This window comes from Bacillus sp. FSL K6-0993 (genome assembly GCF_037977205.1).
In the GTDB taxonomy this organism is placed as follows: domain Bacteria; phylum Bacillota; class Bacilli; order Bacillales; family Bacillaceae; genus Bacillus; species Bacillus subtilis.
The window spans coordinates 1424431-1450587 of sequence record NZ_CP150275.1; the positions used below are offsets into that span (position 1 = coordinate 1424431).

The following is a 26157-nucleotide window of genomic DNA, read 5'->3' on the forward strand; positions in this document are numbered from 1 at the left end:
GATACCTCCTTGGGAGAGTTGGAAAATCTTTTTCCGTGAAAATGAATGGATCTCTTGTTAAGGTTATGAAGTGTTTTTTGGAGCACTTTAAGGAGGAAACTGTATGACAACGAAATTCACTGCTCTGGCTGTTTTTCTTCTTTGTTTCATGCCTGCAGCCAAAATTGAGCATACACAAGCTTCACTACTGAGCGCAAAGAAGACAAAACATGAAGAAGCGAAATGGCTTACACATATAGATCGAAATACGAATGAATCTTTCCCTTCACTGTCTGCTGATAAGGACAAGAAAATAAAACCGATTAAGCTATCAGCACACACTGAAAAGAAAGAGAAAGATAAACCGGACAAAACAAATGATGAGAAAGAAACATATACACAGTCTGAAAAAGAGTTGCTGTCCCGTCTCGTTCACGCAGAGGCCAAAGGAGAATCATATAAAGGCAAGGTCGCTGTAGCAAGCGTTGTACTGAACAGGACGGAGAAAAAAGGTTTTCCTGATACGATAAGAGGGGTTATTTATCAGAAAAACGCCTTTGAACCGGTCGCAAACGGGAGCATTAACCAAAAGCCTGATAAAGAATCGATTGAAGCTGCCGAAGAAGCGCTGTCCTCAAAAAATAGAGAAACAGATGCCATATTCTTTTATAATCCGAAAACAGCGTCAGATAATTGGATTCGTTCAAGAAAAATCGTAGAAAAAATCGGCAGACACGTTTTTGCCGTCTAAGCATAGAAGAGACAATTTGTCTCAGCTGTGCTTTTTTTCATATAAAGAGTAAAAATAAAATAATTTTTGAACTTGTCTCATATGATGTTGGTAGTACAAGAGACAAGGAGAGACATCATGAATCGATTTGTGAAAGGGATCATTCTTTTATCCATTGCCGCCTTTTTCGCTGAATGCCTTGAATTTGTCGTCAATATGATTTTGGCGCGGGAGCTTGGCGAGCATGGGATGGGGCTTTACATGAGTATTTTGCCCACGATCTTTTTAATTATTGTCATCGCGAGCCTGGAACTGCCGATATCCATTTCTAAATTCATTGCCGAGTCAAATCCTAAGCTTCATGAAAGCATGCTGAGGCACGCTTTCAGAATGACAGCCATTTTTACTGCTTTTTCTACTGCCGCCGCTAGTATTGCGCTTCCGTTTATACCGGTATTTGATACATACCACCCGTTTATTAAAGGGATTGTCATCGGCTTAATTCCTGTTGTCGCCTTTACTTCAATCGCCAGGGGCTACTTTATGGGTGTGCAGAAAATGGGGAAGATCGCAATTGCCAATGTGCTGAAAAAAATCATCCAGCTCTTGTGCTTATTCCTCTTTTTTCAATGGTACTCATTTGAATTGGACATGGCTGTGCTGATTTCCTTGTTTGTTCTAGTCGTGAGTGATGTGGTCGTGCTTGTTTATTTATATTCACAATTTATCATGGCAAGGCGGGCGTTATCCGGCCAGCAGCACATTCATTTGCGCGGAAAGGATGTAAGGAAAAGGCTGCTTGCTGTTTCAATTCCTACAACAGGACTGCGCATTTTTCATGCGGTTGTCAATGCAATTGAACCCTTTTTAGTAAAAGGAGCTCTTTTGGCTGCGGGCGTTGCCGGGACAGCGGCGATCGATCAATACGGAATGCTGGCAGGAGTGGCTGTGACGATAGGGTCGTTCCCTGCTTTTATTGCCCATTCGTTAATGGTCGTCATGATACCGAGTATTTCGGAAGCTTATGCACTTTCTCAGTATGACATCGTGTTAAAAAGGCTGAAGCAGTCGATTTTCATTACATTAGGTTACGGTATACCTGCCGTCTGGGTCATGTTCCAGTTTGCGGGACCTCTCACGCATTTGTTTTTTCACTCTCCTGAAGCGCAGTATTACCTGCAGCTGATGTGGCCTTACTTTCTCTTTCATCTGTTTGTCATGCCGCTGCAGGCGTGCTTAATCGGGATGGGTTTTGTGAAAGAGGCTTTTTATCACAATGTATGGAGCCATATCGTTGCGCTAAGTATGATGTATGTACTGGGATCAATGGAGAATCTGCAAATGCTCGGGATTATCCTTGGAATGAACACTGGCATGATTCTTTTGACGAGCCTGCACTATGCCACGATCTGCAAAGCATTGAAGGTATCCGTATTCCTTATGAGAGGGACCAGAACGCCGCGAATTGAAGGATGATATAGGAACTGCGGGGGCAAGCTAATTGAAAAGCATGAAAGGAAGATTCCATGTTGACGAAGCGCTTGCTTACTATATACATTATGTTATTAGGGTTGATTGCATGGTTTCCAGGTGCGGCACAGGCTGAGGAAAAACAGCCTGCTGTTCCCGCTGTTTTTCTTATGAAAACGATAGAAGGGGAGGACATCTCGATTCCGAATAAAGGGCAAAAAACAATTCTCCATTTTTGGACGTCATGGTGTCCGCCCTGCAAAAAGGAGCTTCCCCAGTTTCAATCGTTTTATGATGCCCATCCATCCGACAGTGTAAAGCTGGTAACGGTGAATTTAGTGAATTCGGAACAAAATCAGCAAGCCGTTGAAGACTTTATTAAAGCAAACAAGCTGACGTTCCCGATTGTCCTTGACTCAAAAGGGGAATTGATGAAGGAGTATCATATCATTACGATCCCAACATCATTTTTGCTGAATGAAAAGGGAGAAATTGAAAAAACAAAAATTGGCCCGATGACAGCGGAACAACTGAAGGAATGGACGGAAGAATAGCTGAGAGCATAGACTCTCAGCTTTTTTCATATAGAGAAGAAGTGAATAAACATTAATGATAATTATTATCAAAAAGAAATTAAAATAATTATAATTGAAATTCTCTTCTTGCGTGCTATAATAAAGGAAGACATCAAGAAATAACTGACGATAAAGCTGCCTTTTGGGCAGCGATTTTGTTTTTATAAGAGAAATGAAGATGATTTACGTTCTCAATTAGAGAGGAGAATTCGATATGAATGAACAAGTTATCGTTCAACGCGACCCGCATGAGCCATTGAAAACAGACAAGAGGGAAAAAAACTGGGCACAGCACGCGGAGCTTATTGCAGCACTTGTATCAGGCGCTCTTATTTTGGCAGGCTGGCTCTTATCCGGATATCAGGTATTATCCATAATACTTTTCTTGCTGGCTTTTGTGATCGGCGGATTTGCTAAAGCAAAGGAAGGAATCGAAGAAACACTCGAATCCAAAACGCTGAATGTAGAACTTTTAATGATTTTCGCTGCCGTTGGTTCCGCCTTGATCGGATACTGGGCAGAGGGTGCTATTTTAATATTTATTTTTTCCTTAAGCGGAGCTTTAGAAACATACACGATGAATAAAAGCAGCAGAGATTTAACGTCTTTAATGCAGCTTGAGCCTGAAGAAGCGACATTGATGGTCAATGGTGAAACCAAAAGAGTTCCGGTTTCAGACTTGCAGGCCGGTGATATGATTGTGATCAAACCTGGAGAACGCGTAGCGGCAGACGGTATCATTGAATCGGGCTCGACAAGCCTTGACGAGTCGGCTTTAACAGGTGAATCAATGCCTGTAGAAAAAAATACAGGCGACACTGTATTCACAGGAACGGTGAATCGCAATGGCTCCTTGACTGTCCGTGTCACGAAAGCAAATGAAGATTCGTTATTCAGAAAAATTATCAAACTGGTTGAATCAGCGCAAAATAGTGTTTCACCTGCGCAGGCTTTCATCGAACGATTTGAAAATGCTTATGTGAAAGGTGTGCTAATTGCGGTGGGGCTCCTTTTATTCGTCCCGCACTTTGCGCTGGGCTGGAGCTGGAGTGAAACCTTCTACCGCGCAATGGTGTTTATGGTTGTCGCGTCACCTTGTGCGCTTGTCGCCTCTATTATGCCGGCGGCGCTGTCCCTGATTTCAAATGGCGCCCGCAACGGTATGCTTGTGAAAGGAAGCGTCTTTCTTGAACAACTGGGCTCTGTGCAAATGATCGCCTTTGATAAAACCGGCACTGTAACAAAAGGCCAGCCTGCTGTTGAGACGATCAGAATAGCAGAAGGATTCAGTGAAGCGGAAGTTCTTGAGGCTGTCTATGCCATCGAAACGCAATCAAGCCATCCGCTCGCCCAAGCCATAACGGCGTACGCGGAAAGCCGCGGCGTGAATCAGTCCGGCTACATATCTATAGAAGAAACCTCAGGGTTTGGCGTTATGGCAGAGGTGTCGGGTGCGAAATGGAAGGTCGGTAAAGCAGGTTTTATCGGCGAGGAAATGGCAGCACAATTTATGAAACAAACAGCATCAGATGTCATTCAAAGCGGTCATACAATTGTATTTGTGAAAAAGGATGATCAAATAGCAGGCTGTATCGCACTGAAGGACCAAATCAGGCCTGAAGCAAAAGAGGTCATGGAAAAACTGAACCGACTTGGGATTAAAACGGCCATGCTGACAGGAGATCACGAAGACACGGCTCAAGCGATTGCCAAGGAAGCCGGCATGACAACTGTCGTGGCAGAATGCCTGCCTGACCAAAAAGTGAATGAAATCAAACGGTTAAAAGAAGAATTCGGAACGATTGCAATGGTGGGTGACGGAATCAATGATGCGCCGGCACTCAAAGCGGCGGATGTCGGCATTGCGATGGGCGGCGGAACAGATGTAGCACTTGAGACCGCTGATATGGTCCTCATGAAAAACGATTTGAAAAAGCTCGTAAACATGTGCCGCTTGTCTCGGAAAATGAACAGGATCATCAAACAAAATATCGTGTTTTCTCTAGCTGTAATCTGCCTGCTGATTTGTGCAAACTTTTTGCAGGTGATGGAATTGCCATTTGGCGTGATTGGTCATGAGGGCAGCACGATTTTGGTCATACTAAACGGATTAAGACTCCTAAAATAAAACCAGCAGCCTAATCAGGCTGCTGGCTTTTTATGTATCAAGCTTTCCCTTCATTTTTGTCTTTATCAGATCTTTTCATAACCAGGATGAGAGCGAGGATGCAGCAAAGGAAACCCGCTGCACAGCCTATGATAGAGCTGTAATAATAAAAGCCCACCATCTTCATCCCGATAAAAGGAGCGGAAATTCCCAAAACCGTTAAGAGCATAACTGCTTTTCGTCTGAAAAAATTCATCAGCAAACGGAACAACCCCCCTGCGATTGAACGTTACTGTCAGTATACAGGAAGAGGAGCAGGAAATAAAATGCATTAGAAAATGAAGGCGTCGTGAAAGGCAAACACCGGTAAAACCTGTTACAATGGAAGACAGAACAATGCATTGCAAATGGCAGGGAGGAACAAGAAGTGAATAGAATACAACGCGTCTCTTCATGGCTGAAGGAAGCGGGGCATACTGCCGCATTTATTCATACAAAAGAAAATGTTTTTTACTTAACCGGTTTTTACACAGAGCCGCATGAAAGATTAATGGGGTTATTTATTTTTCAAGAAGAGGAGCCTTTCTTTGTTTGTCCAGGAATGGAAGCAGGACAGGCCCGCAACGCAGGCTGGAATCATGAAATCATTGGCTATGCGGATCACGAAAATCCGTGGGAGCTGATAGAGAAGGCCTTGAAAAAGCGAAATATCAGCATACATATGCTTGCGGTAGAAAAGGATTCAATCTCGCTATCACGTGCAGAACAGCTGAAGCATGCGACGGGCGGGGCTCAATTTGTTTCAGCAGAAGAAACACTCAATCAATTTCGCCTGATTAAAGATGACAATGAGATTCGTTTGCTGAAAGAGGCGGCAAAGCTTGCAGATTACGGTGTTGAAGTTGGCACAGCCGCTTTGCGTGAAGGCATCAGTGAAGTGGAAGTGCTCGCTCAAATTGAGTATGAGCTGAAGAAAAAAGGAATTCAGGGCATGTCTTTCTCTACAATGGTTTTATTCGGAGAAAAATCTGGCCAGCCTCATGGAAATCCTGGTACAGCCACGTTGAAGAAAGGTGATTTTGTTTTATTTGATCTCGGTGTTATTCTTGATGGCTATTGCTCTGATATTACAAGAACGTTTGCATACAAAACCATCAATCCGAAGCAGGAGGCCATTTACGAGACTGTGCTTCAAGCGGAAAAAGCCGCGATTGAGGCAAGCAAACCCGGTGTGAGAATCGGAGATCTGGATTTAACTGCCCGCGGAATCATTGAAAAAGCGGGATACGGTGATTATTTTCCTCACCGGCTTGGGCATGGACTCGGAATTTCTGTCCATGAGTATCCATCAATGAGCCAGGCCAACGATACACTGCTGCAGGAAGGCATGGTCTACACGATCGAACCGGGGATTTATGTGCCTGAGATCGGCGGCGTGCGCATTGAGGATGACGTTCACGTAACAAAGGACGGAGCAGTTGCTCTGACCCAATATCCAAAGGAATTAATCATACTGCCGTAATAGAAATAAAAAAGGACTTTGTTCTCGACATCGTCCTTTTTTATCTGCATTAAATAAAAAAATCATCAAATGTTCGAAAGGGTTTAATTTCATGTTTTTGGTTGAGAGGTTTTACAGCTAGACAGCTGCCACCGAGAACAGTGAGACATAACCCAATTAAAATGAAGAAACCCATGTGATCTTCTCCTTTCAGCTAAAAACACAAAAAGATATCTGGTACGTCCATATCATATTGTATGAAACGCATTCCAGATCAAGGGGATTTAGAAAGAAGGGAATCTATGGCTAATATTAAAGACATTGCAGAAAAAGCCGGTGTCTCTGTTACAACGGTTTCCCGAGTCATAAACAATCATCCATACGTCAGTGAAGACAAACGAAAAAGAGTGTTTGAGGCAATGGAATCATTGGAGTACACGAGAAATATTCACGCTGTACATTTGTCGAAAGGATTTTCAAACATGATTGGTGTTGTCTTGCCGACGGTTAATCTGCCATATTTTGCAGAGCTGATTGCAGGAATAGCCGACGCAGCCGCGGAATCCGGGGTTCACCTCTCTTTATTCCAAACAAACTATGAGGTACAAAAAGAAATCTTTGCGCTGTCCCAATTAAAGCAGCGCCAGGTTGACGGTCTGATTTTTTGCTCAAAGGCGCTTGCTGATGAGAAACTCATGGAATGGGAGGGCCCGATTTTGCTTTGCCAGAATTCAGATAATGCCCGCTTCCCAACCATCAGTATTCCTCACCAAGAAGCATTTCGGAACGGCTTGGACTATTTAATTGCCAAAGGGCACAAAAAAATAGCCATCTGTTTGGCAAGAAAAAAAGGCATGAACAGCCATTTTCGAATCAAAGCCTACAAAGAGGCATTGGAAGAGATCGGCGAGGCATTTCGTGAAGACTGGGTAATCGAGAAAGCGATTACAATCAATGATGGGAAGGCGCTTTTTCATAAATGGAAAACGTGGAAGGAAAAGCCGACGGCTATTTTTGTTGCCAATGACCAAGTCTCAGCAGGGCTTTTTCTTGAAGCAAAGAACCAGCGGGTGTTAGTACCGGATGAGCTTGCAATTTTAAGCGTTGATAACCACGAAATCAGCCAAGCGCTTGGAATCACAACGATCGATATTCAGACAAGGGAAATGGGAAAGCAGGCATTTGCTATACTGGAAAAAAGAATTCAAGGGCAGCCGATTGAAAGGAAAGTTCTGGATTACCGTCTCATCGAAAGATCGACTGTTTAGTGAATGCATTGAAAAAAGGTTTGACGTGCATTCTGTTCGTTATGTACGATATGAGGTATTGAATGACAAAGGAGCTGAGGATCGTGAATGGGTCCTTCACAGTGAAAAAGGTACTGAATAATAACGTATTAATTGCTTCTCATCATAAATACAGCGAAGTCGTTTTAATCGGAAAAGGTATTGGTTTCGGAAAAAAACAAGATGATGTCATTGAAGATAAAGGCTACGATAAAATGTTCATTTTAAAAGACGAGAAGGAACAAAAGCAGTTTAAAAAGCTCCTTGACTATGTTGATGAAAAGCTCGTTGATATTTCAAACGATGTCATCTATCACATCAGCAATAGGACTAATCACTCATTAAATGAACATATTCACATTGCGTTGACAGACCATATCGCATTTGCGATCAAAAGGCAGCAGCAGGGATTTGATATGAAAAATCCATTTTTAATGGAGACTCAGTCACTATATCCTGAGGAGTACCAAATTGCCAAAGAAGTCATAGATATGATCAATGAAAAAGCGGGAATCTGTCTTCCTGAAGGGGAGATTGGTTTTATCGCTCTGCATATCCATTCAGCGTTGACAAACCGTCCGCTGTCCGAGGTCAATCAGCACTCTCAGCTCATGGCGCAGCTTGTCGAGGTGATTGAAGACTCATTTCAAATGAAAGTAAATAAGGAAAGTGTCAACTATTTGCGGCTGATCAGGCATATCAGATTTACAATAGAAAGAATTAAAAAAGAAGAACCGACTAAAGAACCAGAAAAATTAATGTTGTTATTGAAAAATGAATATCCGCTATGCTACAATACAGCTTGGAAATTGATTAAAATCTTGCAGCAAACATTGAAGAAACCAGTTCATGAGGCGGAAGCGGTTTATCTGACGCTTCATCTGTACCGATTAACCAATAAAATGTCATAAATTCAGTTTATCCTTATAACGTGTTACTGATTCGATCAGGCATGAGTGATTGAGGGAAAAAAACGGGAAGTTCATTCTCGTTCTTTTGCGCACCCAATTTTGCTCATGCCTTTTTGTTGTGTAAAAGGGCAAATGTAAACGGTTAAACTGGAAGACTTACGCCTGTGAATTCGTTGTCATGATTTTTAGCTGTAAGGTCAGACTAGTAAAAAGAGGAGGTCAATTCTTATGTTTAAAGCATTATTCGGCGTTCTTCAAAAAATTGGGCGTGCGCTTATGCTTCCAGTTGCGATCCTTCCGGCTGCGGGTATTTTGCTTGCGATCGGGAATGCGATGCAAAATAAGGACATGATTCAGGTCCTGCATTTCTTGAGCAATGACAATGTTCAGCTTGTAGCAGGTGTAATGGAAAGCGCTGGGCAGATTGTTTTCGATAACCTTCCGCTTCTTTTCGCAGTAGGTGTAGCCATCGGGCTTGCCAATGGTGATGGAGTTGCAGGGATTGCAGCAATTATCGGTTATCTTGTAATGAATGTATCCATGAGTGCGGTTCTTCTTGCAAACGGAACCATTCCTTCGGATTCAGTTGAAAGAGCAAAGTTCTTTACGGAAAACCATCCTGCATATGTAAACATGCTTGGTATACCTACCTTGGCGACAGGGGTGTTCGGCGGTATTATCGTCGGTGTGTTAGCTGCATTATTGTTTAACAGATTTTACACAATTGAACTGCCGCAATACCTTGGTTTCTTTGCGGGTAAACGTTTCGTTCCAATTGTTACGTCAATTTCTGCACTGATTCTGGGTCTTATTATGTTAGTGATCTGGCCTCCGATCCAGCATGGATTGAATGCCTTTTCAACAGGATTAGTGGAAGCGAATCCAACCCTTGCTGCATTTATCTTCGGGGTGATTGAACGTTCGCTTATCCCATTCGGATTGCACCATATTTTCTATTCGCCGTTCTGGTATGAATTCTTCAGCTATAAGAGTGCAGCAGGAGAAATCATCCGCGGGGATCAGCGTATCTTTATGGCGCAGATTAAAGACGGCGTACAGTTAACGGCAGGTACGTTCATGACAGGTAAATATCCATTTATGATGTTCGGTCTGCCTGCTGCGGCGCTTGCCATTTATCATGAAGCAAAACCGCAAAACAAAAAACTTGTTGCAGGTATTATGGGTTCAGCGGCCTTGACATCCTTCTTAACGGGGATCACAGAGCCATTGGAATTTTCTTTCTTATTCGTTGCTCCAGTCCTGTTTGCGATTCACTGTTTGTTTGCGGGACTTTCATTCATGGTCATGCAGCTGTTGAATGTTAAGATTGGTATGACATTCTCCGGCGGTTTAATTGACTATTTCCTATTCGGTATTTTACCGAACCGGACGGCATGGTGGCTTGTCATCCCTGTCGGCTTAGGGTTAGCGGTCATTTACTACTTCGGATTCCGATTTGCCATCCGCAAATTTAATCTGAAAACACCTGGACGCGAGGATGCTGCGGAAGAAACAGCAGCACCTGGGAAAACAGGTGAAGCAGGGGATCTTCCTTATGAGATTCTGCAGGCAATGGGTGACCAGGAAAACATCAAACACCTTGATGCTTGTATCACTCGTCTGCGTGTGACTGTAAACGATCAGAAAAAGGTTGATAAAGACCGTCTGAAACAGCTTGGCGCTTCGGGAGTGCTGGAAGTCGGCAACAACATTCAGGCTATTTTCGGACCGCGTTCTGACGGGTTAAAAACACAAATGCAAGACATTATTGCGGGACGCAAGCCTAGACCTGAACCGAAAACATCTGCTCAAGAGGAAGTAGGCCAGCAGGTTGAGGAAGTGATTGCAGAACCGCTGCAAAATGAAATCGGTGAGGAAGTTTTCGTTTCTCCGATTACCGGGGAAATTCACCCGATTACGGATGTTCCTGACCAAGTCTTCTCAGGGAAAATGATGGGTGACGGTTTTGCGATTCTCCCTTCTGAAGGAATTGTCGTATCACCGGTTCGCGGAAAAATTCTCAATGTGTTCCCGACGAAACATGCGATCGGCCTGCAATCCGACGGCGGAAGAGAAATTTTAATCCACTTTGGTATTGATACCGTCAGCCTGAAGGGCGAAGGATTTACGTCTTTCGTATCAGAAGGAGACCGCGTTGAGCCTGGACAAAAACTTCTTGAAGTTGATCTGGATGCAGTCAAACCGAATGTACCATCTCTCATGACACCGATTGTATTTACAAACCTTGCTGAAGGAGAAACAGTCAGCATTAAAGCAAGCGGTTCAGTCAACAGAGAACAAGAAGATATTGTGAAGATTGAAAAATAAGGGTGTTAGTACGCCGTGCTTGTCAGATGACAAGTACGGTTGTATGATATAATATTGTGAAGTAATAAAGCTTTAAGTTAAAAGGAGAATGATAAAAATGGCACAAAAAACATTTAAAGTAACTGCAGATTCTGGAATCCATGCTCGTCCTGCGACAGTTCTTGTACAAACTGCTAGCAAATACGACGCTGACGTTAATTTAGAATATAACGGCAAAACAGTTAACCTTAAATCTATTATGGGTGTTATGTCTTTAGGTATCGCTAAAGGCGCTGAGATCACAATCTCTGCTTCCGGAGCTGACGAAAACGATGCTCTTAACGCTTTAGAAGAAACAATGAAAAGCGAAGGACTCGGCGAGTAATGCAAGAATTAAAAGGGATTGGCGCTTCAGCCGGCATCGCGATTGCAAAAGCATACCGGCTTGAAGAGCCAGATTTAACGGTTGAAAAGAAAAACATCTCTGATTCTGAAGCGGAAGTAAGCCGTTTTGATGAAGCGATTGCACGTTCAAAAGAAGAGCTCGAAAAAATCAAAGAGCACGCTTTGAAAGAACTGGGTCAGGATAAAGCTGATATTTTTTCTGCTCACCTTTTAGTTCTCAGTGACCCTGAGCTTCTGAACCCTGTGAAAGAAAAAATCAGCACTGATTCAGTGAACGCTGAATTCGCTTTAAAAGAAACGTCTTCTATGTTCGTTACTATGTTTGAATCTATGGACAACGAATATATGAAAGAGCGTGCGGCAGATATCCGCGATGTAACAAAACGCGTAACCGGCCACCTGCTTGGCGTCGAAATTCCAAACCCAAGCATGATCTCAGAAGAGGTTATTATTGTAGCTGAAGACTTAACACCGTCTGACACAGCTCAATTAAACCGTGAGTTCGTTAAAGGATTCACTACTGATATCGGCGGACGCACATCTCACTCTGCCATCATGGCACGTTCTCTTGAGATTCCAGCAGTTGTTGGAACGAAAGCGGCTACAGGCACGATCCAAAACGGCGTGACTGTTATCGTTGACGGTATCAATGGCGATGTCATTATTGACCCATCTGCGGAAACTGTAAAAGAGTATGAAGAAAAACATAATGCTTATTTGGCTCAAAAAGCTGAGTGGGCGAAGCTTGTCAATGAACCGACTGTCTCAAAAGACGGACATCATGTAGAGCTTGCAGCGAACATCGGTACTCCTGATGATGTAAAAGGTGTTCTTGAAAACGGCGGAGAAGCAGTTGGCCTTTACCGTACAGAATTCCTTTACATGGGAAGAGATCAGCTGCCTACAGAAGATGAGCAGTTTGATGCTTACAAAACGGTTCTTGAGCGTATGGAAGGAAAATCAGTTGTCGTGCGGACACTTGATATCGGCGGAGACAAAGAGCTTCCTTACCTGCAGCTTCCTAAAGAAATGAACCCGTTCTTAGGATACAGAGCGATTCGTCTTTGCCTTGAAGAGCAAGAAATCTTCAGAACACAGCTTCGCGCGCTGCTTCGTGCAAGTACATACGGAAACTTGAAAATCATGTTCCCTATGATTGCGACAGTTAACGAATTCAAAGAAGCAAAAGCGATCCTTCTTGAAGAGAAAGAAAAGCTCGTAAAAGCGGGACAGGCTGTATCTGATGATATTGAAGTCGGTATGATGGTTGAAATTCCGTCAACTGCAGTCATCGCTGATCAGTTTGCTAAAGAGGTTGATTTCTTCAGTATCGGAACAAACGATTTGATCCAATACACAATGGCAGCTGACCGTATGAATGAACGTGTATCTTATCTGTATCAACCATACAACCCGGCAATCCTTCGCTTAATTACACTCGTAATTGAAGCAGCACACAAAGAAGGAAAATGGGTTGGCATGTGCGGAGAAATGGCAGGAGACGAGATTGCGATTCCTATCCTTCTCGGCTTAGGCTTAGATGAGTTCTCAATGAGCGCAACGTCTATCCTTCCGGCAAGAACACAAATCAGCAAATTATCTAAACAAGAAGCTGAGTCATTCAAAGAGAAAATCTTATCTATGAGCACGACAGAAGAAGTTGTCGCGTTCGTAAAAGAAACATTCAAGTAATGTACAAAAACCAGACAGGCCGGAGGCCGTCTGGTTTTTTTCATAAGTAAGGGTATAGAAGGACACAATAACATGGCTAGGAGGGATAGTATGTCAAACCAATTTAACGCAGGAGATACTGTTTATGTGATCTACAGAAATCCGCACGCCGCCAATGTAGCCCACATAAAGGAAGCCGAAATTGTGCACCATCCATACCATGAAGGCGAGCTTTCCCTGTTTATTTATGAAACCTATCATCCGTTCGCAGAGGACGATGCTGTGTTTGCAAGCTATGAAGAAGCTAAATCGCTTTACAAAGAACTCTTTGATATTGATCCGTATGAGTAACAAGGAAATCATTACAACTCATATCCTTTCCGCCTAGTGAGAAAAGTAACGTTAGTAAAGGAAAAGGATGTGGCATCATGCAGAACCCATTTGTTCCGCAGCTTGTATATATAGAACCGAGGGCACTGGAATATCCGCTAGGCCAAGAATTACAAGAAAAATTTGAGAATATGGGCATTGAAATCAGAGAAACAACATCCCACAATCAGGTGCGTAATATTCCTGGGAAAAATCATCTTCAGCAATATCGCAATGCGAAATCAACTTTAGTTATCGGTGTCCGGAAAACATTAAAGTTTGATTCATCCAAACCCTCGGCCGAATATGCCATTCCGTTTGCAACAGGCTGCATGGGGCATTGTCATTACTGCTACCTGCAAACAACCATGGGATCAAAGCCGTATATCAGAACTTATGTAAACGTCGAAGAGATTTTGGATCAGGCAGATAAGTATATGAAGGAGCGCGCACCAGAGTTCACAAGGTTCGAAGCATCATGTACGTCAGACATTGTAGGAATTGATCATCTGACACACACGCTGAAGCGCGCCATTGAACATTTTGGCCAAAGTGATCTCGGAAAGCTCCGATTTGTAACGAAATTTCATCATGTCGATCACCTATTAGACGCAAAGCATAACGGGAAAACGAGATTCAGATTCAGTATTAATGCCGACTATGTGATTAAAAACTTTGAGCCGGGAACTTCACCTCTTGATAAGCGGATAGAAGCGGCAGTAAAAGTTGCAAAAGCAGGCTACCCGCTAGGCTTTATTGTTGCTCCGATTTATATTCATGAAGGCTGGGAAGAAGGATACAGACATCTGTTTGAAAAGCTTGATGCTGCTTTGCCGCAGGACGTTAGACATGACATAACGTTTGAATTAATTCAACACCGTTTTACAAAACCGGCCAAACGAGTGATAGAGAAAAATTATCCGAAGACGAAGCTCGAATTAGATGAAGAAAAGCGCCGTTATAAATGGGGCCGTTACGGGATCGGAAAATATATTTATCAGAAAGATGAAGAGCATGCACTTCGAGAAGCACTTGAAACCTATATTGATACCTTTTTTCCTAACGCGAAAATTGAATATTTCACTTAAACGGGCTGTTGTGATCAACAGCTCTCTTTTTATAAAAAGGATTTTTCCATTCCATCAAAACGCCGTAATTCAATGATTCTTTATCCTCTATATAATTGCTGACTACACGAATAGGTGAACGCCCGCAACGGAGGAGAAAGGACAGCACAGGGTCGTTTTTCCTGCCTTCCATCACATCTTCAACGTACTGAACAGCGCTGATCTCGTGTGCGTATTTATGATATAAAGGAATGCGGCCGCCGCCGAGAAGGCGCTCCAGTCTCTTATCAACAGTCAGCTCATACATCGTATTCATCAGCCATTTTCCGATTCCAAGCTTTCGATAATGAGGAGAAACAGAAATATCCACTACATATAAAGTATTTCCTTGAGGTTCATGGTTTTTAATCGATCCGTTGTCTGTTGCTTGTGCCCATGTATGATCAGGAGATTCAGGCTCAAATTGTACAATAAGAGCAGTCATGGAACCGACAATTCTGCCATTGATAAACGCGCATAATGCGCCTTCCGGAAAGGTTTTGATATGGCTGTCAAGCTGGTCCTCTGACCACAGCAATTCCTGGGGAAACGGAGGAGGGAAACATTCTTTTTGAAGAGAAATCAGCCTCTCGATGTCAGTCTCAGTGTAGTTTCTGATGGTCAGAGCCTCAAATTTTCTGCCGTTGTGCACATACATTTGTTTTAGTATGATCATCACTCTCCTTATGTTGTTTCATTATAAAGAAGATTGAATTTTTAGTAAATATATTCCGATTTTCTTATAATTTATTTTTTGATTATTCATTTTTCAAACAAAAGGGCCGATATAGAAATTAGGAGGGGATTGGTTTGTTTAAAAAACTTCACATGAAGATTGCTGTTTTTGTTTCGATTATGTTAATCGTCACAGTTGTTCTTTTAATGCTGTCTTCTTATTTGACGCTAAAACCGATGATTACAGAGGATGGGAAAAATACAACTCAAAACGTGACGCAGTCACTTGAACAAAATATTGAATTGCAATTAAAGAGTTATGCCATTTCGTTATCAAGATTGGCTAATGGGGAATTAACGCATACATTTGTAACGAAACCAAGTAAAGAAGCTGCTCGGCTGTTTCACGATGACATTAAGCAAATCAAAGATAACGATGATTATGTTGCGATGGCTTACATAGGCACCGCAAAAAAAGAAATGTTTACATATCCAAAAGCGGATTTCGCTGAGGATTATGATCCAACATCAAGACCGTGGTATAAGCTTGCAGCTGAAACCCCGGATCAAGTTGTTTGGACGGAACCTTATAAAGATGTCGTGACTGGAGATATGATTGTTACTGCATCGAAAGCAATCTTAGACGGGCAAAAAGTGATAGGGGTTGCCAGCTATGACTTGAAACTCTCTGCTATCCAGAGTATGGTCAATAAACAAAAGGTGCCTTACAATGGATTTGCCTTTTTAGCTGATGCGAGCGGCAATCTTTTAGCCCATCCGTCAAATCAAGGAAAAAATATATCAAAGGATCAAACACTGCAAACCATCGCATCCGAGAAACAAGGGATACAAGATGTGAATGGGAAAATGGTTGTGTACCAAACGATTGGCGAAACGGGCTGGAAGGTCGGAACGCAATTTGATACCGATCAATTAATGTGGATTTCAGATAAAATGAATCGGGCAAATCTTTGGATATCATTGATTGCGCTTATCATAACAATTATTCTCAGCTACCTCCTGGCCAAAACGATAACCGGTCCGATACAGCAGCTGATCGCAAAAACGAAAGCTGTTTCCGCAGGCGATTTAACAGTGCGCGCGGAATCAAAATCCAAGGATGAAGTCGGTATTTTAACAAGAGACTTCAATCTGATGGTTGAAAATATGAAGGAGATGGTTGAGCAAGTGAGACTCTCTTCAGGGAAAGTATCTGACACCTCTGAACAATTAACGGCTGTCTCTGCCGAAACAAATGAAACAAGCGGACAAATTGCAAAAGCGATTGAAGAAGTAGCCGCAGGGGCATCGGAACAGGCTTCTGAAGTTGAAACCATTAATGAAAAGTCGGAAAGCCTGTCAACGAAAATCAGGCAAATCGCTGAGGAGGCAGGCGGAATTAAAGAACGCTCAAAATCGTCCGAGGATGCAAGCTATAAAGGACTTGACGCGCTCGGCCAGCTGCTGATGAAATCAAACGAAGCCAATATGGAAACGAAAAAGGTTGAAACGATGCTGCTGGATTTGGAAAATCAAACTAAGAATATTGAAGAAGTCGTTACAGCGATTTCAAACATATCTGATCAAACCAACTTGCTTGCCTTAAATGCCAGTATTGAGGCAGCCAGAGCCGGAGAAAGCGGGCGCGGTTTTGCCGTCGTAGCCGATGAAGTGCGGAAGTTAGCTGAGCAATCAGCCCTTTCTACAAAGCATATCAGCGAGACTGTGAAGCTTATCCAGCTTGAGACAAAAGAGGCCTCTCACGCAATGGTTGAGGCAAGCAGAATGAATGATGAACAAAATAGTGCCATTCACGAAACTGGAGAGGTATTAAATACGATAACTGCAGAAATGCAGTCACTGGTACAAGGTATTGATCACATTTACGCGGAAATTCAAAGAATGAGTGAAGAACAGCTTGCGATATCTGAAGCTATTCAAAGCATTTCAGCCATATCACAGGAATCAGCTGCCGCAGCAGAGGAAGTGAACGCATCAACCGATGAACAGCTAGTCACCCTTGATAAAGTCAAACACTCAACGGAAACACTAAAACATGCAAGCCAAGAGCTTATGAACACAATTGCAAAATTCACATTGTAATCCAATTACATCCCCAAACATCATTTGTTTTGGGGATTTTTTATTTTATAAGATGAATAGATATGGTAGTCTAAAAAAGAAGGAAAAATGATAAATTTTAACTAAAATCAAAACGAAACATCTGGGAGGAATGACCTTGAAAAAAACAATTGGTTTTATCGGTCTTGGAGTGATGGGAAATAGCATGGCATCACATATTCTGAATGACGGCCACCCTGTTTTGGTGTACACCCGGACAAAAGAAAAAGCAGAAAGCATACTTCAAAAAGGCGCGATCTGGAAAGATACGGTCAAAGATCTTTCGAAAGAAGCGGATGTTATCATCACAATGGTCGGCTATCCCAGTGATGTTGAAGAAGTGTATTTCGGAAGCAATGGAATTATTGAAAACGCAAAAGAAGGCGCATATCTTATTGATATGACGACATCTAAGCCTTCGCTTGCGAAGAAGATTGCTGAAGCGGCCAAAGAAAAAGCATTGTTCGCTTTAGACGCTCCTGTTTCCGGTGGAGACGTCGGTGCACAAAACGGAACACTCGCGATTATGGTCGGTGGAGAAAAAGAAGCTTTTGAAGCCTGCATGCCGATTTTCTCTTTAATGGGAGAGAATATTCAGTATCAAGGACCGGCTGGAAGCGGACAGCATACCAAGATGTGCAATCAGATTGCAATTGCAGCCGGTATGATCGGTGTTGCTGAAGCGATGGCTTATGCCCAAAAATCAGGCCTAGAGCCGGAAAATGTTCTGAAAAGCATCACAACGGGCGCAGCCGGAAGCTGGTCATTGTCAAATCTTGCTCCCCGTATGCTGCAAGGCAACTTTGAACCGGGATTTTATGTGAAGCATTTTATTAAGGATATGGGAATTGCACTAGAGGAAGCAGAATTAATGGGGGAAGAAATGCCAGGCTTGTCGCTCGCAAAATCCTTATATGACAAGCTCGCTGCACAAGGTGAAGAAAACAGCGGTACACAGAGTATCTATAAGCTCTGGGTGAAATAAAAAAAGATTGCCTGTACGAAACAGGCAATCTTTTTTTATTATTTTCCGATGAATTGTTGTGTCCAGATGCTTCCAGACTCAACGTAGCCAACACCGATGTGAGTAAAGTTAGGGTTTAGAATGTTTTTTCTGTGTCCTTCACTGTTCATCCAAGCTTTTACTACTTCTTCAGGTGTCTTTTGGCCCTTAGCAATGTTTTCACCTGCTGTTTTGTAGCTGATTCCGAAAGATTTCATCATATCAAACGGTGAGCCGTAAGTTGGGCTTTGGTGATCAAAGTAGTTTTTGTCTTTCATATCCTGAGATTTTGCGCGTGCGGATTTGCTTAACGTTTCATCAATTTGAAGCGGTTTTAAGCCTTGTTTTTGTCTTTCTGCATTTGTAAGCTCAACGACTTTTTTCTCATATGCACTTACAGATGAAGGTGCAGATGTTGTTGTGTTTGTTTTTTCAGCAGTTGCGGGTGCTTTAGAAGCAGTGTTTTGATCAGCAGCTGCTTTTTCAGTAGTCTTTTGTGCAGGTTTTGCCGTTTCTGTCTTTTGAACATCCTGAACTTTCACGTTAGATTGCTTCGCATGTTTTTGAAGAAGCTGTTTAATCTCTTTTTCGTTTGCAGCGTTTAACGTTTTGACATTTGTGTTAATATGCAGTTTTTTCACTGCATCGTTAAGTGACATGTTTTGTACTGTGTTCCCCGTTTTTACTGTAACCACAGGCTGGCAGGAGAGTTCTTTCGCTGATGCTTGCTGTACGCCCCCGAATGTGAATAATCCAACCGCAGCGGCAGCAGATAAAATAAATGCTTTCTTCATTAGTTCGTAACCTCCTAGAGTTGTTTGTTTCTACAGAAAAATCATAACATAGCTTTTTTGTCATAAAGATTCCAGCACTTTCCTTTGACAAATAGAGATTGTCATTTTCGTAAAGTAAATCCGTTGAATCACTAAGAATAAGGGAATCATCGGTATATATGATTTTATCGTACCGTTACATAGCTTCCTTTTTTTTGAACCGTTAGTTATATTTTAATGTGTTTTTATATTGACAGCTTTTTTTACTCCTTTTCGCTGTAACAACTATTACAAAGGTGTTACAATTAATCTCAGTATATGTAAATATATTGAATGATTTGAGAGGGGTAACCAGAAGTGACTGAAATAGGACGTGAACCAAAGAAAAAGAGCAAAGGAAACAGAGCAATCAGAATGAATCTTTTTTTCCTAGCTGTCTTTGTTCTATTCACTGCATTAATTTTTAAGCTCGGGGTTGTTCAAATTGTTGAAGGCGAACAGCATGAAGAAGACGCTGAGAAATCAAATGCAAAAACAGCTTACTATCCTGCGCCTCGCGGGAAGATGTACGACAGAAACCAGAAAGTTGCTGTCGACAACCAGAGCGTTCCAGAAATTGTGTATGTATCAACATCTAGCACAAAAACAGAAGATAAAATCAAAACAGCGAAGCGGCTTGCTTCTTTCATTCATATTGATACCGAATTTTTGAAGGAAAGGGATCTTCGTGATTACTGGATCGCAGCTCATCCGAAAAAAGCCGCCGCTCTGCTTAAGGAATCAGAAAGCAATCTGAAAGGAGACCAGGCATACAAGCTTCAAATAGAGCGTGTTCCGGATCAAGAATTAAAGGCTATTCAGCAAGATGACGAAGAAATGGAAACTGCTGCGATATATACAAGGTTTTCAAGCGGAAATGCTTACGAACCTCAAATCGTAAAGGCAATGAATCCAAATAAGAGCAATAGCAATGGAAAAAACGGAGCGCTGCTTGATGAGAAGAAAAACTTCTCGCAAAGACCAAAAAATGACTTAACATATGATGAAATTTCCATTGTTTCTGAGCATTTAGAAGAACTTCCGGGAATCGATATCGTAAACGATTGGACACGAAAATATCCTTATGACAAAACCCTTTATTCTGTTTTCGGGGGCGTCACGACACCTGATCAGGGCCTGCTGAGCGACCGGAAAGATTTCTACTTAACAAGAGGCTATGCGAATAATGACAGGGTGGGAAAAAGTTATTTAGAGTATCAATATGAAGAATATTTAAATTCGCATAAAGAAAAAGTGGAATACGTAGAAGATAATAAAGGAAATGTCGTCAGCCAAAAAACCATTGATAAAGGCAGCAGGGGATACGATCTTCAGCTTTCTTTTGACATGGAGCTTCAGGCAAAGGTAGAAAAGATCATTGAAGAAGAAGTAAGAAACAGCCGTGCACGCGGAAATTACATGCTTGACAGAGCCTTTGTCGTGATGATGGACCCGAATAACGGCGATATTTTATCGATGGCAGGGAAAAAGATAGATTTAAAAACCAACAAAATTGAAGATTATGCGATAGGGGCATTTACCACCCAATATGAAATGGGATCAGCAGTAAAGGGGGCCACCGTGCTAGCCGGCTATCAGGACGGGATCCCGCATTATAAATATTTTGTTGATACACCTCTTTATTTAGCAGGATACGGTAACAAACCGAAGAAATCCTACATGAACATGGGAACCATCAATGAATTAACCGCTCTGCAAAAAAGTTCAAACGTATATATGTTTAATGTTGCCATGCACATTGCCGGTGTCACATACAAGCCGTATGGACCTCTTCCTGCTGACCAGAAGGATTTAAACAAAATGAGAAATTACTACAGCCAATTTGGCCTGGGAGTAAAGACAGGTATTGATCTTCCACAGGAATCAGCCGGAATGCAAACTACACCTGATGCGGTAGGGGGGTTAATTTTAGACTTGGCCATTGGACAATACGATACATATACACCGCTTCAAATGGCACAGTACATCTCATCAATTGCCAACGGGGGCTACCGTGTGCAGCCAAGAATTGTTACAAGTATCCATGAGCCCAGCAAAAAAGAAGGCCTTGGGAAGACCATTGAACAAAGAAAGCCAAACATTCTCAATAAAATTAATAACTCAGAAAGTGACATTCAGCAGGTGAAGACCGGAATGAAGCTAGTTACCACTTCAGGGACAGCTAAAAATACGTTTACAGAAGATGTATCAGGGAAAACGGGAACAGCTGAAACATTTTACTACGGCACGAATCGCAACTGGTGGGGGAAAAAAACATACAATCTGACTTTTGTCGGCTATTACCCATCGAAAAATCCAAAAGTGGCTTTTAGTGTTGTTGTTCCATCAGTAAATGATGATGATAAGATCAATAAAATTATTGCCAAAAGAGCTATCCACGCCTACGCAGAGCTCGAAAAAAAACACAGTAAAAAATAAAAAACAGGGTGCACAACTAAAAGATTGTGTGCCCTTTCTTTTATTCAAAAATTGACGTTCACCATAAGAATAGAAGGAGAATACTCATTTTCTAGCGAATCATACTAGGTAAAAGTCAATCTGTATATGTCGAAACACGATGATCATGCAAAGGAGGGATTCTGTGGAACAGGATACGCAGCATGTTAAACCACTTCAAACAAAAACCGATATTCATGCAGTCTTGGCCTCTAATGGACGCATCATTTATATATCTGCCAACTCCAAACTGCATTTGGGCTATCTCCAAGGAGAGATGATCGGATCATTCCTCAAAACGTTTCTGCATGAGGAAGACCAATTTTTGGTTGAAAGCTATTTTTATAATGAACATCATCTGATGCCGTGTACCTTTCGTTTTATTAAAAAAGATCATACGATTGTGTGGGTGGAGGCTGCGGTAGAAATTGTTACGACAAGAGCTGAGCGGACAGAACGGGAAATCATTTTGAAAATGAAGGTTCTTGAAGAAGAAACAGGCCATCAATCCCTAAACTGCGAAAAACATGAAATCGAACCTGCAAGCCCGGAATCGACTACATATATAACGGATGATTATGAACGGTTGGTTGAAAATCTCCCGAGTCCGCTATGCATCAGTGTCAAAGGCAAGATCGTCTATGTAAACAGCGCGATGCTTTCAATGCTGGGAGCCACAAGCAAGGATGCTATTATTGGTCAATGGTCCTATGAATTTATTGAAGAAGAATATCATGATATCGTGAAAAACAGGATTATACGAATGCAAAAAGGAATGGAAGTCGGAATGATTGAACAGACGTGGAAAAGGCTTGATGGCACACCTGTTCATTTAGAAGTGAAAGCATCCCCGACCGTCTACAAAAACCAGCAGGCTGAGCTGCTGCTGCTGATCGATATCTCTTCAAGGAAAAAATTCCAAACCATCCTGCAAAAAAGCCGTGAACGATATCAGCTGCTGATTCAAAATTCCATTGATACCATTGCGGTGATTCACAATGGAAAATGGGTGTTTATGAATGAATCGGGAATTTCCCTGTTTGAAGCGGCTACCTATGAGGACTTAATTGGCAAAAACATATACGATCAGCTGCATCCTTGCGATCACGAGGATGTAAAAGAGAGAATCCAAAATATCGCTGAGCAAAAAACAGAATCAGAAATTGTCAAGCAATCCTGGTTCACCTTTCAGAACAGGGTCATCTATACGGAGATGGTCTGCATTCCGACTACCTTTTTTGGTGAAGCGGCCGTCCAAGTCATTCTTCGGGACATCTCAGAGAGAAAGCAAACAGAAGAATTGATGCTGAAATCGGAAAAATTATCAATCGCAGGCCAGCTCGCGGCGGGAATCGCCCACGAGATCCGCAACCCGCTTACAGCGATCAAAGGATTTTTACAGCTGATGAAACCGACAATGGAAGGAAACGAGCATTACTTTGATATTGTGTTTTCTGAACTCAGCCGCATTGAATTAATACTCAGTGAACTGCTCATGCTGGCGAAACCTCAGCAAAATGCTGTCAAAGAATATTTGAACTTGAAAAAATTAATTGGTGAGGTCTCAGCCCTGTTAGAAACACAGGCAAATTTAAATGGCATTTTTATCAGAACCAGCTATGAAAAAGACAGCATTTATATAAACGGGGATCAAAACCAATTAAAGCAGGTATTCATTAATTTAATCAAAAATGCAGTTGAATCAATGCCTGATGGGGGAACAGTAGACATTATCATAACCGAAGATGAGCATTCTGTTCATGTTACTGTCAAAGACGAAGGGGAAGGTATACCTGAAAAGGTACTAAACCGGATTGGAGAGCCATTTTTAACAACAAAAGAAAAAGGTACGGGGCTTGGATTAATGGTGACATTTAATATCATTGAAAACCATCAGGGAGTTATACATGTGGACAGCCATCCTGAAAAAGGCACAGCGTTTAAAATTTCATTTCCAAAAAAATAAAACAACGGCTTAAACGCCGTTGTTTATCGTCTGCATTGCTTCACGTTTTTTTAATACAAATAATTCTAAACGGTCCAGACCTTCTCTCAGCGTGTCCAGCGAGTACGCAAAAGACAATCTTACATATCCTTCACCATATGTTGAGAACGAGCTGCCCGGCACGAGTGCCACACCAGCGTCTTCCAAAAGAGCCATACTAAAATCAAATGAAGTCATTCCAAATGATTTAATAGAAGGGAAGATATAAAACGCACCGGACGGTTTAACTACGTCAAGTCCCATGGAAACAAGACGGTCATAAACATAGTCCAGACGTTTTTTGTATTGTTCTCTCATAATCAATGCGTCGTCAAAGCCGTTTGTGACAGCTTCAAGCGCGGCTTTTTGAGAAATGGATGAGGCGCACGACACATTGTATTGATGAACCTTTAAAATGTGCTTTGCAATGTCTTTCGGTGCGAATAAAAATCCAATTCTCCAACCAGTCATGCTGTGTGATTTTGACAAGCCGTTAATGACAATTGTTTGATCTCGCAAATGGTTTGCGATGGAGTAATGCGGTCTGTCATATGTTAATTCACTGTATATTTCATCGGACAATACGAAGACATTTCTGCCTTTTAAAAGGGCTGCGATGCTTTTCAGTTCTTCTTCAGATAAAGTCACGCCGGTAGGATTTGACGGATAAGGAAGCACGACACACTTGGTGTTGGGTGTCAGAGCATCTTCAATCAGCCGGGCGGTAAGCTTAAAGCCGTGTGACGTAGTATCAACAATGACAGGCTTGGCCCCGCACAAATTGATAATAGGTTCATAGCCCGGATAAATAGGCCCTGGCATAATGACTTCATCTCCGGGAGATAAAATCGTCCGGAATGCAGCATCAATGGCTTGGCTTGCGCCTGTTGTGATGATAATTTCAGATTCAGCATCATAGTTGAAATCCGCTTTTTTCTTCATATAAAGCTGCACAGCTTGTCTCAGCTCCAGGTAGCCGGCATTCGGAGTATATGACGTCACGTTTTCATCAATGGCTTTTTTTGCGGCAGCTTTCACATGATGCGGTGTGAAAAAATCAGGCTGGCCGATTGTAAGTGAAATGACGTCTTCGTGTTGGGCTACAAGATTCGAGAATTTGCGTATTCCTGAAATTTCGATCTCTCTTGCTTTCGGATTCAGCAAATGTTCCATAATTCATCACCTTAACAAATATAATGAGTTTATCCTATTTTACCACTAGCTGATCATTTGTCACCTTTTTAACTGATATATTTCGATTGTATGCGCCTTTTTTCTAAACATACCTTTCTTTTCAGAAAAAAAGAAGACAACCAGCGATTTGATTGTCTTTATTGTATCATGTTCTATTATTGTTTATATGTGCCAATTTCATTAATAGCCATAATCAAAATGAAGGTCTTCGTGCCAAATCAGATACGGAGGATGCTCTTCTTGAAGGTCAGCTGATTCTTTCTTCATATTCAGGTAAGTTTCTTCACTGATATCCTCTAAAACAGTCATTTCGTTTTCTTTAAATATTACTAAGGTACCCATTATTTACACCCTTCTTTGGAAAAATCCTTGACTATTTTATCACTGTTAGTTGGAAAGTCAATGGTTATTAGGAAAAAAGTTTCGTTTTTGAGGAACGCGGCTTGTTGCATTCGGAATTTGATTTTGAGGAGCTGCCATTCACTTTTTACAAATTACGCCGATATATACAGTACAATACTGAATGCGAATAGCGAGGGATTGAATTGTCGTTACAACAATACGAAATTTTATTGGATTCTGGTACAAATGAATTAGAAATTGTGAAGTTTGGTGTGGGTGAAAATGCTTTCGGAATTAACGTCATGAAGGTAAGAGAAATTATTCAGCCTGTCGAGGTGACATCAGTGCCTCACTCCCATCAGCATGTAGAAGGAATGATTAAACTCAGAGGAGAAATCCTCCCTGTGATCAGTCTCTTCTCATTTTTTGGAGTAGAGCCTGAAGGATCAAAAGATGAGAAATATATCGTGACTGAATTTAATAAACGGAAAATTGTTTTTCATGTCGGCTCTGTGTCTCAAATTCACAGAGTATCCTGGGAAGCGATTGAAAAGCCGACATCGTTAAATCAAGGAATGGAGCGGCACCTTACCGGGATTATTAAGCTTGAAGACCTGATGATCTTTTTGCCTGACTATGAAAAAATTATTTATGACATTGAATCAGATTCAGGTGTTGACACGTATAATATGCATACCGAGGGCTTCGATGAAAGAAGAACTGATAAAAAGCTTATCATTGTAGAGGACTCACCGCTTTTGATGCGCCTCTTGCAGGATGAATTAAAAGAAGCAGGGTACAACAATATCGCTTCGTTTGAAAATGGAAAAGAGGCATATGAATACATTATGAACCTTGCTGAAAACGAAACTGATTTATCAGAACAGATTGATATGATCATCACTGATATTGAAATGCCAAAAATGGACGGACACAGGCTCACAAAGCTGTTGAAGGAAAATCCGAAAAGCTCAGATGTGCCGGTTATGATTTTCTCATCGTTAATTACGGATGATCTGCGTCACCGCGGTGAAGTTGTAGGGGCAGATGAGCAAATCAGCAAGCCTGAGATCAGTGATTTGATTAAAAAAGTGGATACGTATGTTATCGAATAAATAAAAACAGCCGTTGCCAGAAAGAGGCACGGCTGTT

Annotated in this window: 22 protein-coding genes; 17 read left to right on the forward strand and 5 right to left on the reverse strand. The window is 41.8% G+C overall.

The window, feature by feature from the left end; genetic code table 11:
- The first annotated feature begins 103 nt into the window (after positions 1 to 103).
- The 4 genes from MHH79_RS07505 (at position 104) to pfeT (ending at position 4882) form a co-directional block, all read left to right on the forward strand.
- A complete protein-coding gene (locus tag MHH79_RS07505) occupies positions 104 to 730 on the forward strand; it encodes a cell wall hydrolase (RefSeq protein WP_003232442.1) in 627 nt (208 codons plus the stop codon).
- A gap of 117 nt (positions 731 to 847) precedes the next feature.
- Positions 848 to 2185 carry a sporulation protein YkvU gene (gene ykvU / locus MHH79_RS07510; protein WP_251218368.1) on the forward strand — a complete coding sequence of 446 codons (1338 nt, stop codon included), beginning with the start codon at positions 848 to 850 and terminating at the stop codon, positions 2183 to 2185.
- Between the two features lie 50 nt (positions 2186 to 2235).
- Positions 2236 to 2733: a sporulation thiol-disulfide oxidoreductase StoA gene (stoA, locus tag MHH79_RS07515; RefSeq protein ID WP_251218369.1), complete on the forward strand. Its 498-nt coding sequence runs from the start codon at positions 2236 to 2238 to the stop codon at positions 2731 to 2733.
- Positions 2734 to 2968: 235 nt separating this feature from the next.
- On the forward strand, positions 2969 to 4882 hold the full coding sequence (gene pfeT / locus MHH79_RS07520) for a metal-transporting ATPase PfeT (RefSeq protein WP_100506100.1): 1914 nt from the start codon (positions 2969 to 2971) through the stop codon (positions 4880 to 4882).
- A gap of 37 nt (positions 4883 to 4919) precedes the next feature.
- Here the strand turns inward: pfeT and MHH79_RS07525 are convergent, their stop codons facing one another.
- Positions 4920 to 5123 carry a hypothetical protein gene (locus tag MHH79_RS07525; protein WP_014476643.1) on the reverse strand — a complete coding sequence of 68 codons (204 nt, stop codon included), beginning with the start codon at positions 5121 to 5123 and terminating at the stop codon, positions 4920 to 4922.
- A 165-nt stretch (positions 5124 to 5288) separates the two neighbouring features.
- Between MHH79_RS07525 and papB the strand changes: the two genes are divergently transcribed.
- From papB to splB, 8 genes are all read left to right on the forward strand, one after another.
- The gene (gene papB / locus MHH79_RS07530; protein WP_033884222.1) at positions 5289 to 6383 is read left to right on the forward strand and encodes a di/tri-peptidase; all 1095 of its coding nucleotides are present in this window, start codon (positions 5289 to 5291) and stop codon (positions 6381 to 6383) included.
- A gap of 281 nt (positions 6384 to 6664) precedes the next feature.
- Positions 6665 to 7630, forward strand: coding sequence for a LacI family DNA-binding transcriptional regulator (locus MHH79_RS07535; RefSeq protein ID WP_340035075.1), 966 nt, complete (start codon positions 6665 to 6667; stop codon positions 7628 to 7630).
- Between the two features lie 62 nt (positions 7631 to 7692).
- The gene (gene glcT, locus MHH79_RS07540) at positions 7693 to 8559 is read left to right on the forward strand and encodes a ptsGHI operon transcription antiterminator GlcT (protein ID WP_015383525.1); all 867 of its coding nucleotides are present in this window, start codon (positions 7693 to 7695) and stop codon (positions 8557 to 8559) included.
- A 228-nt stretch (positions 8560 to 8787) separates the two neighbouring features.
- A complete protein-coding gene (gene ptsG, locus MHH79_RS07545; protein WP_003244661.1) occupies positions 8788 to 10887 on the forward strand; it encodes a PTS glucose transporter subunit IIABC in 2100 nt (699 codons plus the stop codon).
- A 97-nt stretch (positions 10888 to 10984) separates the two neighbouring features.
- Positions 10985 to 11251: a phosphocarrier protein HPr gene (locus tag MHH79_RS07550; RefSeq protein ID WP_003154654.1), complete on the forward strand. Its 267-nt coding sequence runs from the start codon at positions 10985 to 10987 to the stop codon at positions 11249 to 11251.
- A complete protein-coding gene (ptsP, locus tag MHH79_RS07555; protein WP_003218638.1) occupies positions 11251 to 12963 on the forward strand; it encodes a phosphoenolpyruvate--protein phosphotransferase in 1713 nt (570 codons plus the stop codon). The genes MHH79_RS07550 and ptsP overlap by 1 nt, the downstream gene beginning before the upstream one ends.
- Positions 12964 to 13053: 90 nt before the next feature.
- Positions 13054 to 13293 carry a splAB operon transcriptional regulator SplA gene (splA, locus tag MHH79_RS07560; RefSeq protein WP_003218644.1) on the forward strand — a complete coding sequence of 80 codons (240 nt, stop codon included), beginning with the start codon at positions 13054 to 13056 and terminating at the stop codon, positions 13291 to 13293.
- Positions 13294 to 13370: 77 nt separating this feature from the next.
- The gene (gene splB, locus MHH79_RS07565) at positions 13371 to 14399 is read left to right on the forward strand and encodes a spore photoproduct lyase (RefSeq protein WP_251218370.1); all 1029 of its coding nucleotides are present in this window, start codon (positions 13371 to 13373) and stop codon (positions 14397 to 14399) included.
- Here splB and MHH79_RS07570 read toward each other — a convergent pair.
- Entirely contained in the window at positions 14392 to 15093 is a 702-nt protein-coding gene (locus MHH79_RS07570) for a GNAT family N-acetyltransferase (RefSeq protein WP_041517836.1), read from the reverse strand. The two genes, splB and MHH79_RS07570, sit on opposite strands and share 8 nt — an antisense overlap.
- Before the next feature lie 134 nt (positions 15094 to 15227).
- Between MHH79_RS07570 and mcpC the strand changes: the two genes are divergently transcribed.
- Positions 15228 to 17195 carry a methyl-accepting chemotaxis protein McpC gene (mcpC, locus tag MHH79_RS07575; protein WP_309529632.1) on the forward strand — a complete coding sequence of 656 codons (1968 nt, stop codon included), beginning with the start codon at positions 15228 to 15230 and terminating at the stop codon, positions 17193 to 17195.
- 136 nt (positions 17196 to 17331) lie between these two features.
- Positions 17332 to 18198: an NAD(P)-dependent oxidoreductase gene (locus MHH79_RS07580; RefSeq protein WP_063336165.1), complete on the forward strand. Its 867-nt coding sequence runs from the start codon at positions 17332 to 17334 to the stop codon at positions 18196 to 18198.
- Between the two features lie 38 nt (positions 18199 to 18236).
- Here the strand turns inward: MHH79_RS07580 and MHH79_RS07585 are convergent, their stop codons facing one another.
- The gene (locus tag MHH79_RS07585) at positions 18237 to 19010 is read right to left on the reverse strand and encodes a CAP domain-containing protein (RefSeq protein WP_015383529.1); all 774 of its coding nucleotides are present in this window, start codon (positions 19008 to 19010) and stop codon (positions 18237 to 18239) included.
- A gap of 336 nt (positions 19011 to 19346) precedes the next feature.
- Here MHH79_RS07585 and MHH79_RS07590 point away from each other — a divergent pair, with 336 nt between their 5' ends.
- Entirely contained in the window at positions 19347 to 21467 is a 2121-nt protein-coding gene (locus tag MHH79_RS07590; RefSeq protein ID WP_157799626.1) for a penicillin-binding protein 2, read from the forward strand.
- Between the two features lie 163 nt (positions 21468 to 21630).
- Positions 21631 to 23451 carry a sporulation histidine kinase KinA gene (gene kinA, locus MHH79_RS07595; protein ID WP_340035076.1) on the forward strand — a complete coding sequence of 607 codons (1821 nt, stop codon included), beginning with the start codon at positions 21631 to 21633 and terminating at the stop codon, positions 23449 to 23451.
- Positions 23452 to 23460: 9 nt separating this feature from the next.
- Here the strand turns inward: kinA and MHH79_RS07600 are convergent, their stop codons facing one another.
- Both MHH79_RS07600 and MHH79_RS07605 read right to left on the reverse strand, forming a co-directional pair.
- On the reverse strand, positions 23461 to 24642 hold the full coding sequence (locus tag MHH79_RS07600; protein WP_014476653.1) for an aminotransferase A: 1182 nt from the start codon (positions 24640 to 24642) through the stop codon (positions 23461 to 23463).
- 201 nt (positions 24643 to 24843) lie between these two features.
- Positions 24844 to 25005 (reverse strand): hypothetical protein, encoded by a 162-nt coding sequence (locus MHH79_RS07605; protein ID WP_003245246.1) that lies wholly within the window; start codon positions 25003 to 25005, stop codon positions 24844 to 24846.
- A 203-nt stretch (positions 25006 to 25208) separates the two neighbouring features.
- On the opposite strand from MHH79_RS07605, the gene cheV reads away from it, so the two are divergent.
- On the forward strand, positions 25209 to 26120 hold the full coding sequence (gene cheV / locus MHH79_RS07610; RefSeq protein WP_014476655.1) for a chemotaxis protein CheV: 912 nt from the start codon (positions 25209 to 25211) through the stop codon (positions 26118 to 26120).
- Positions 26121 to 26157 lie beyond the last annotated feature (37 nt).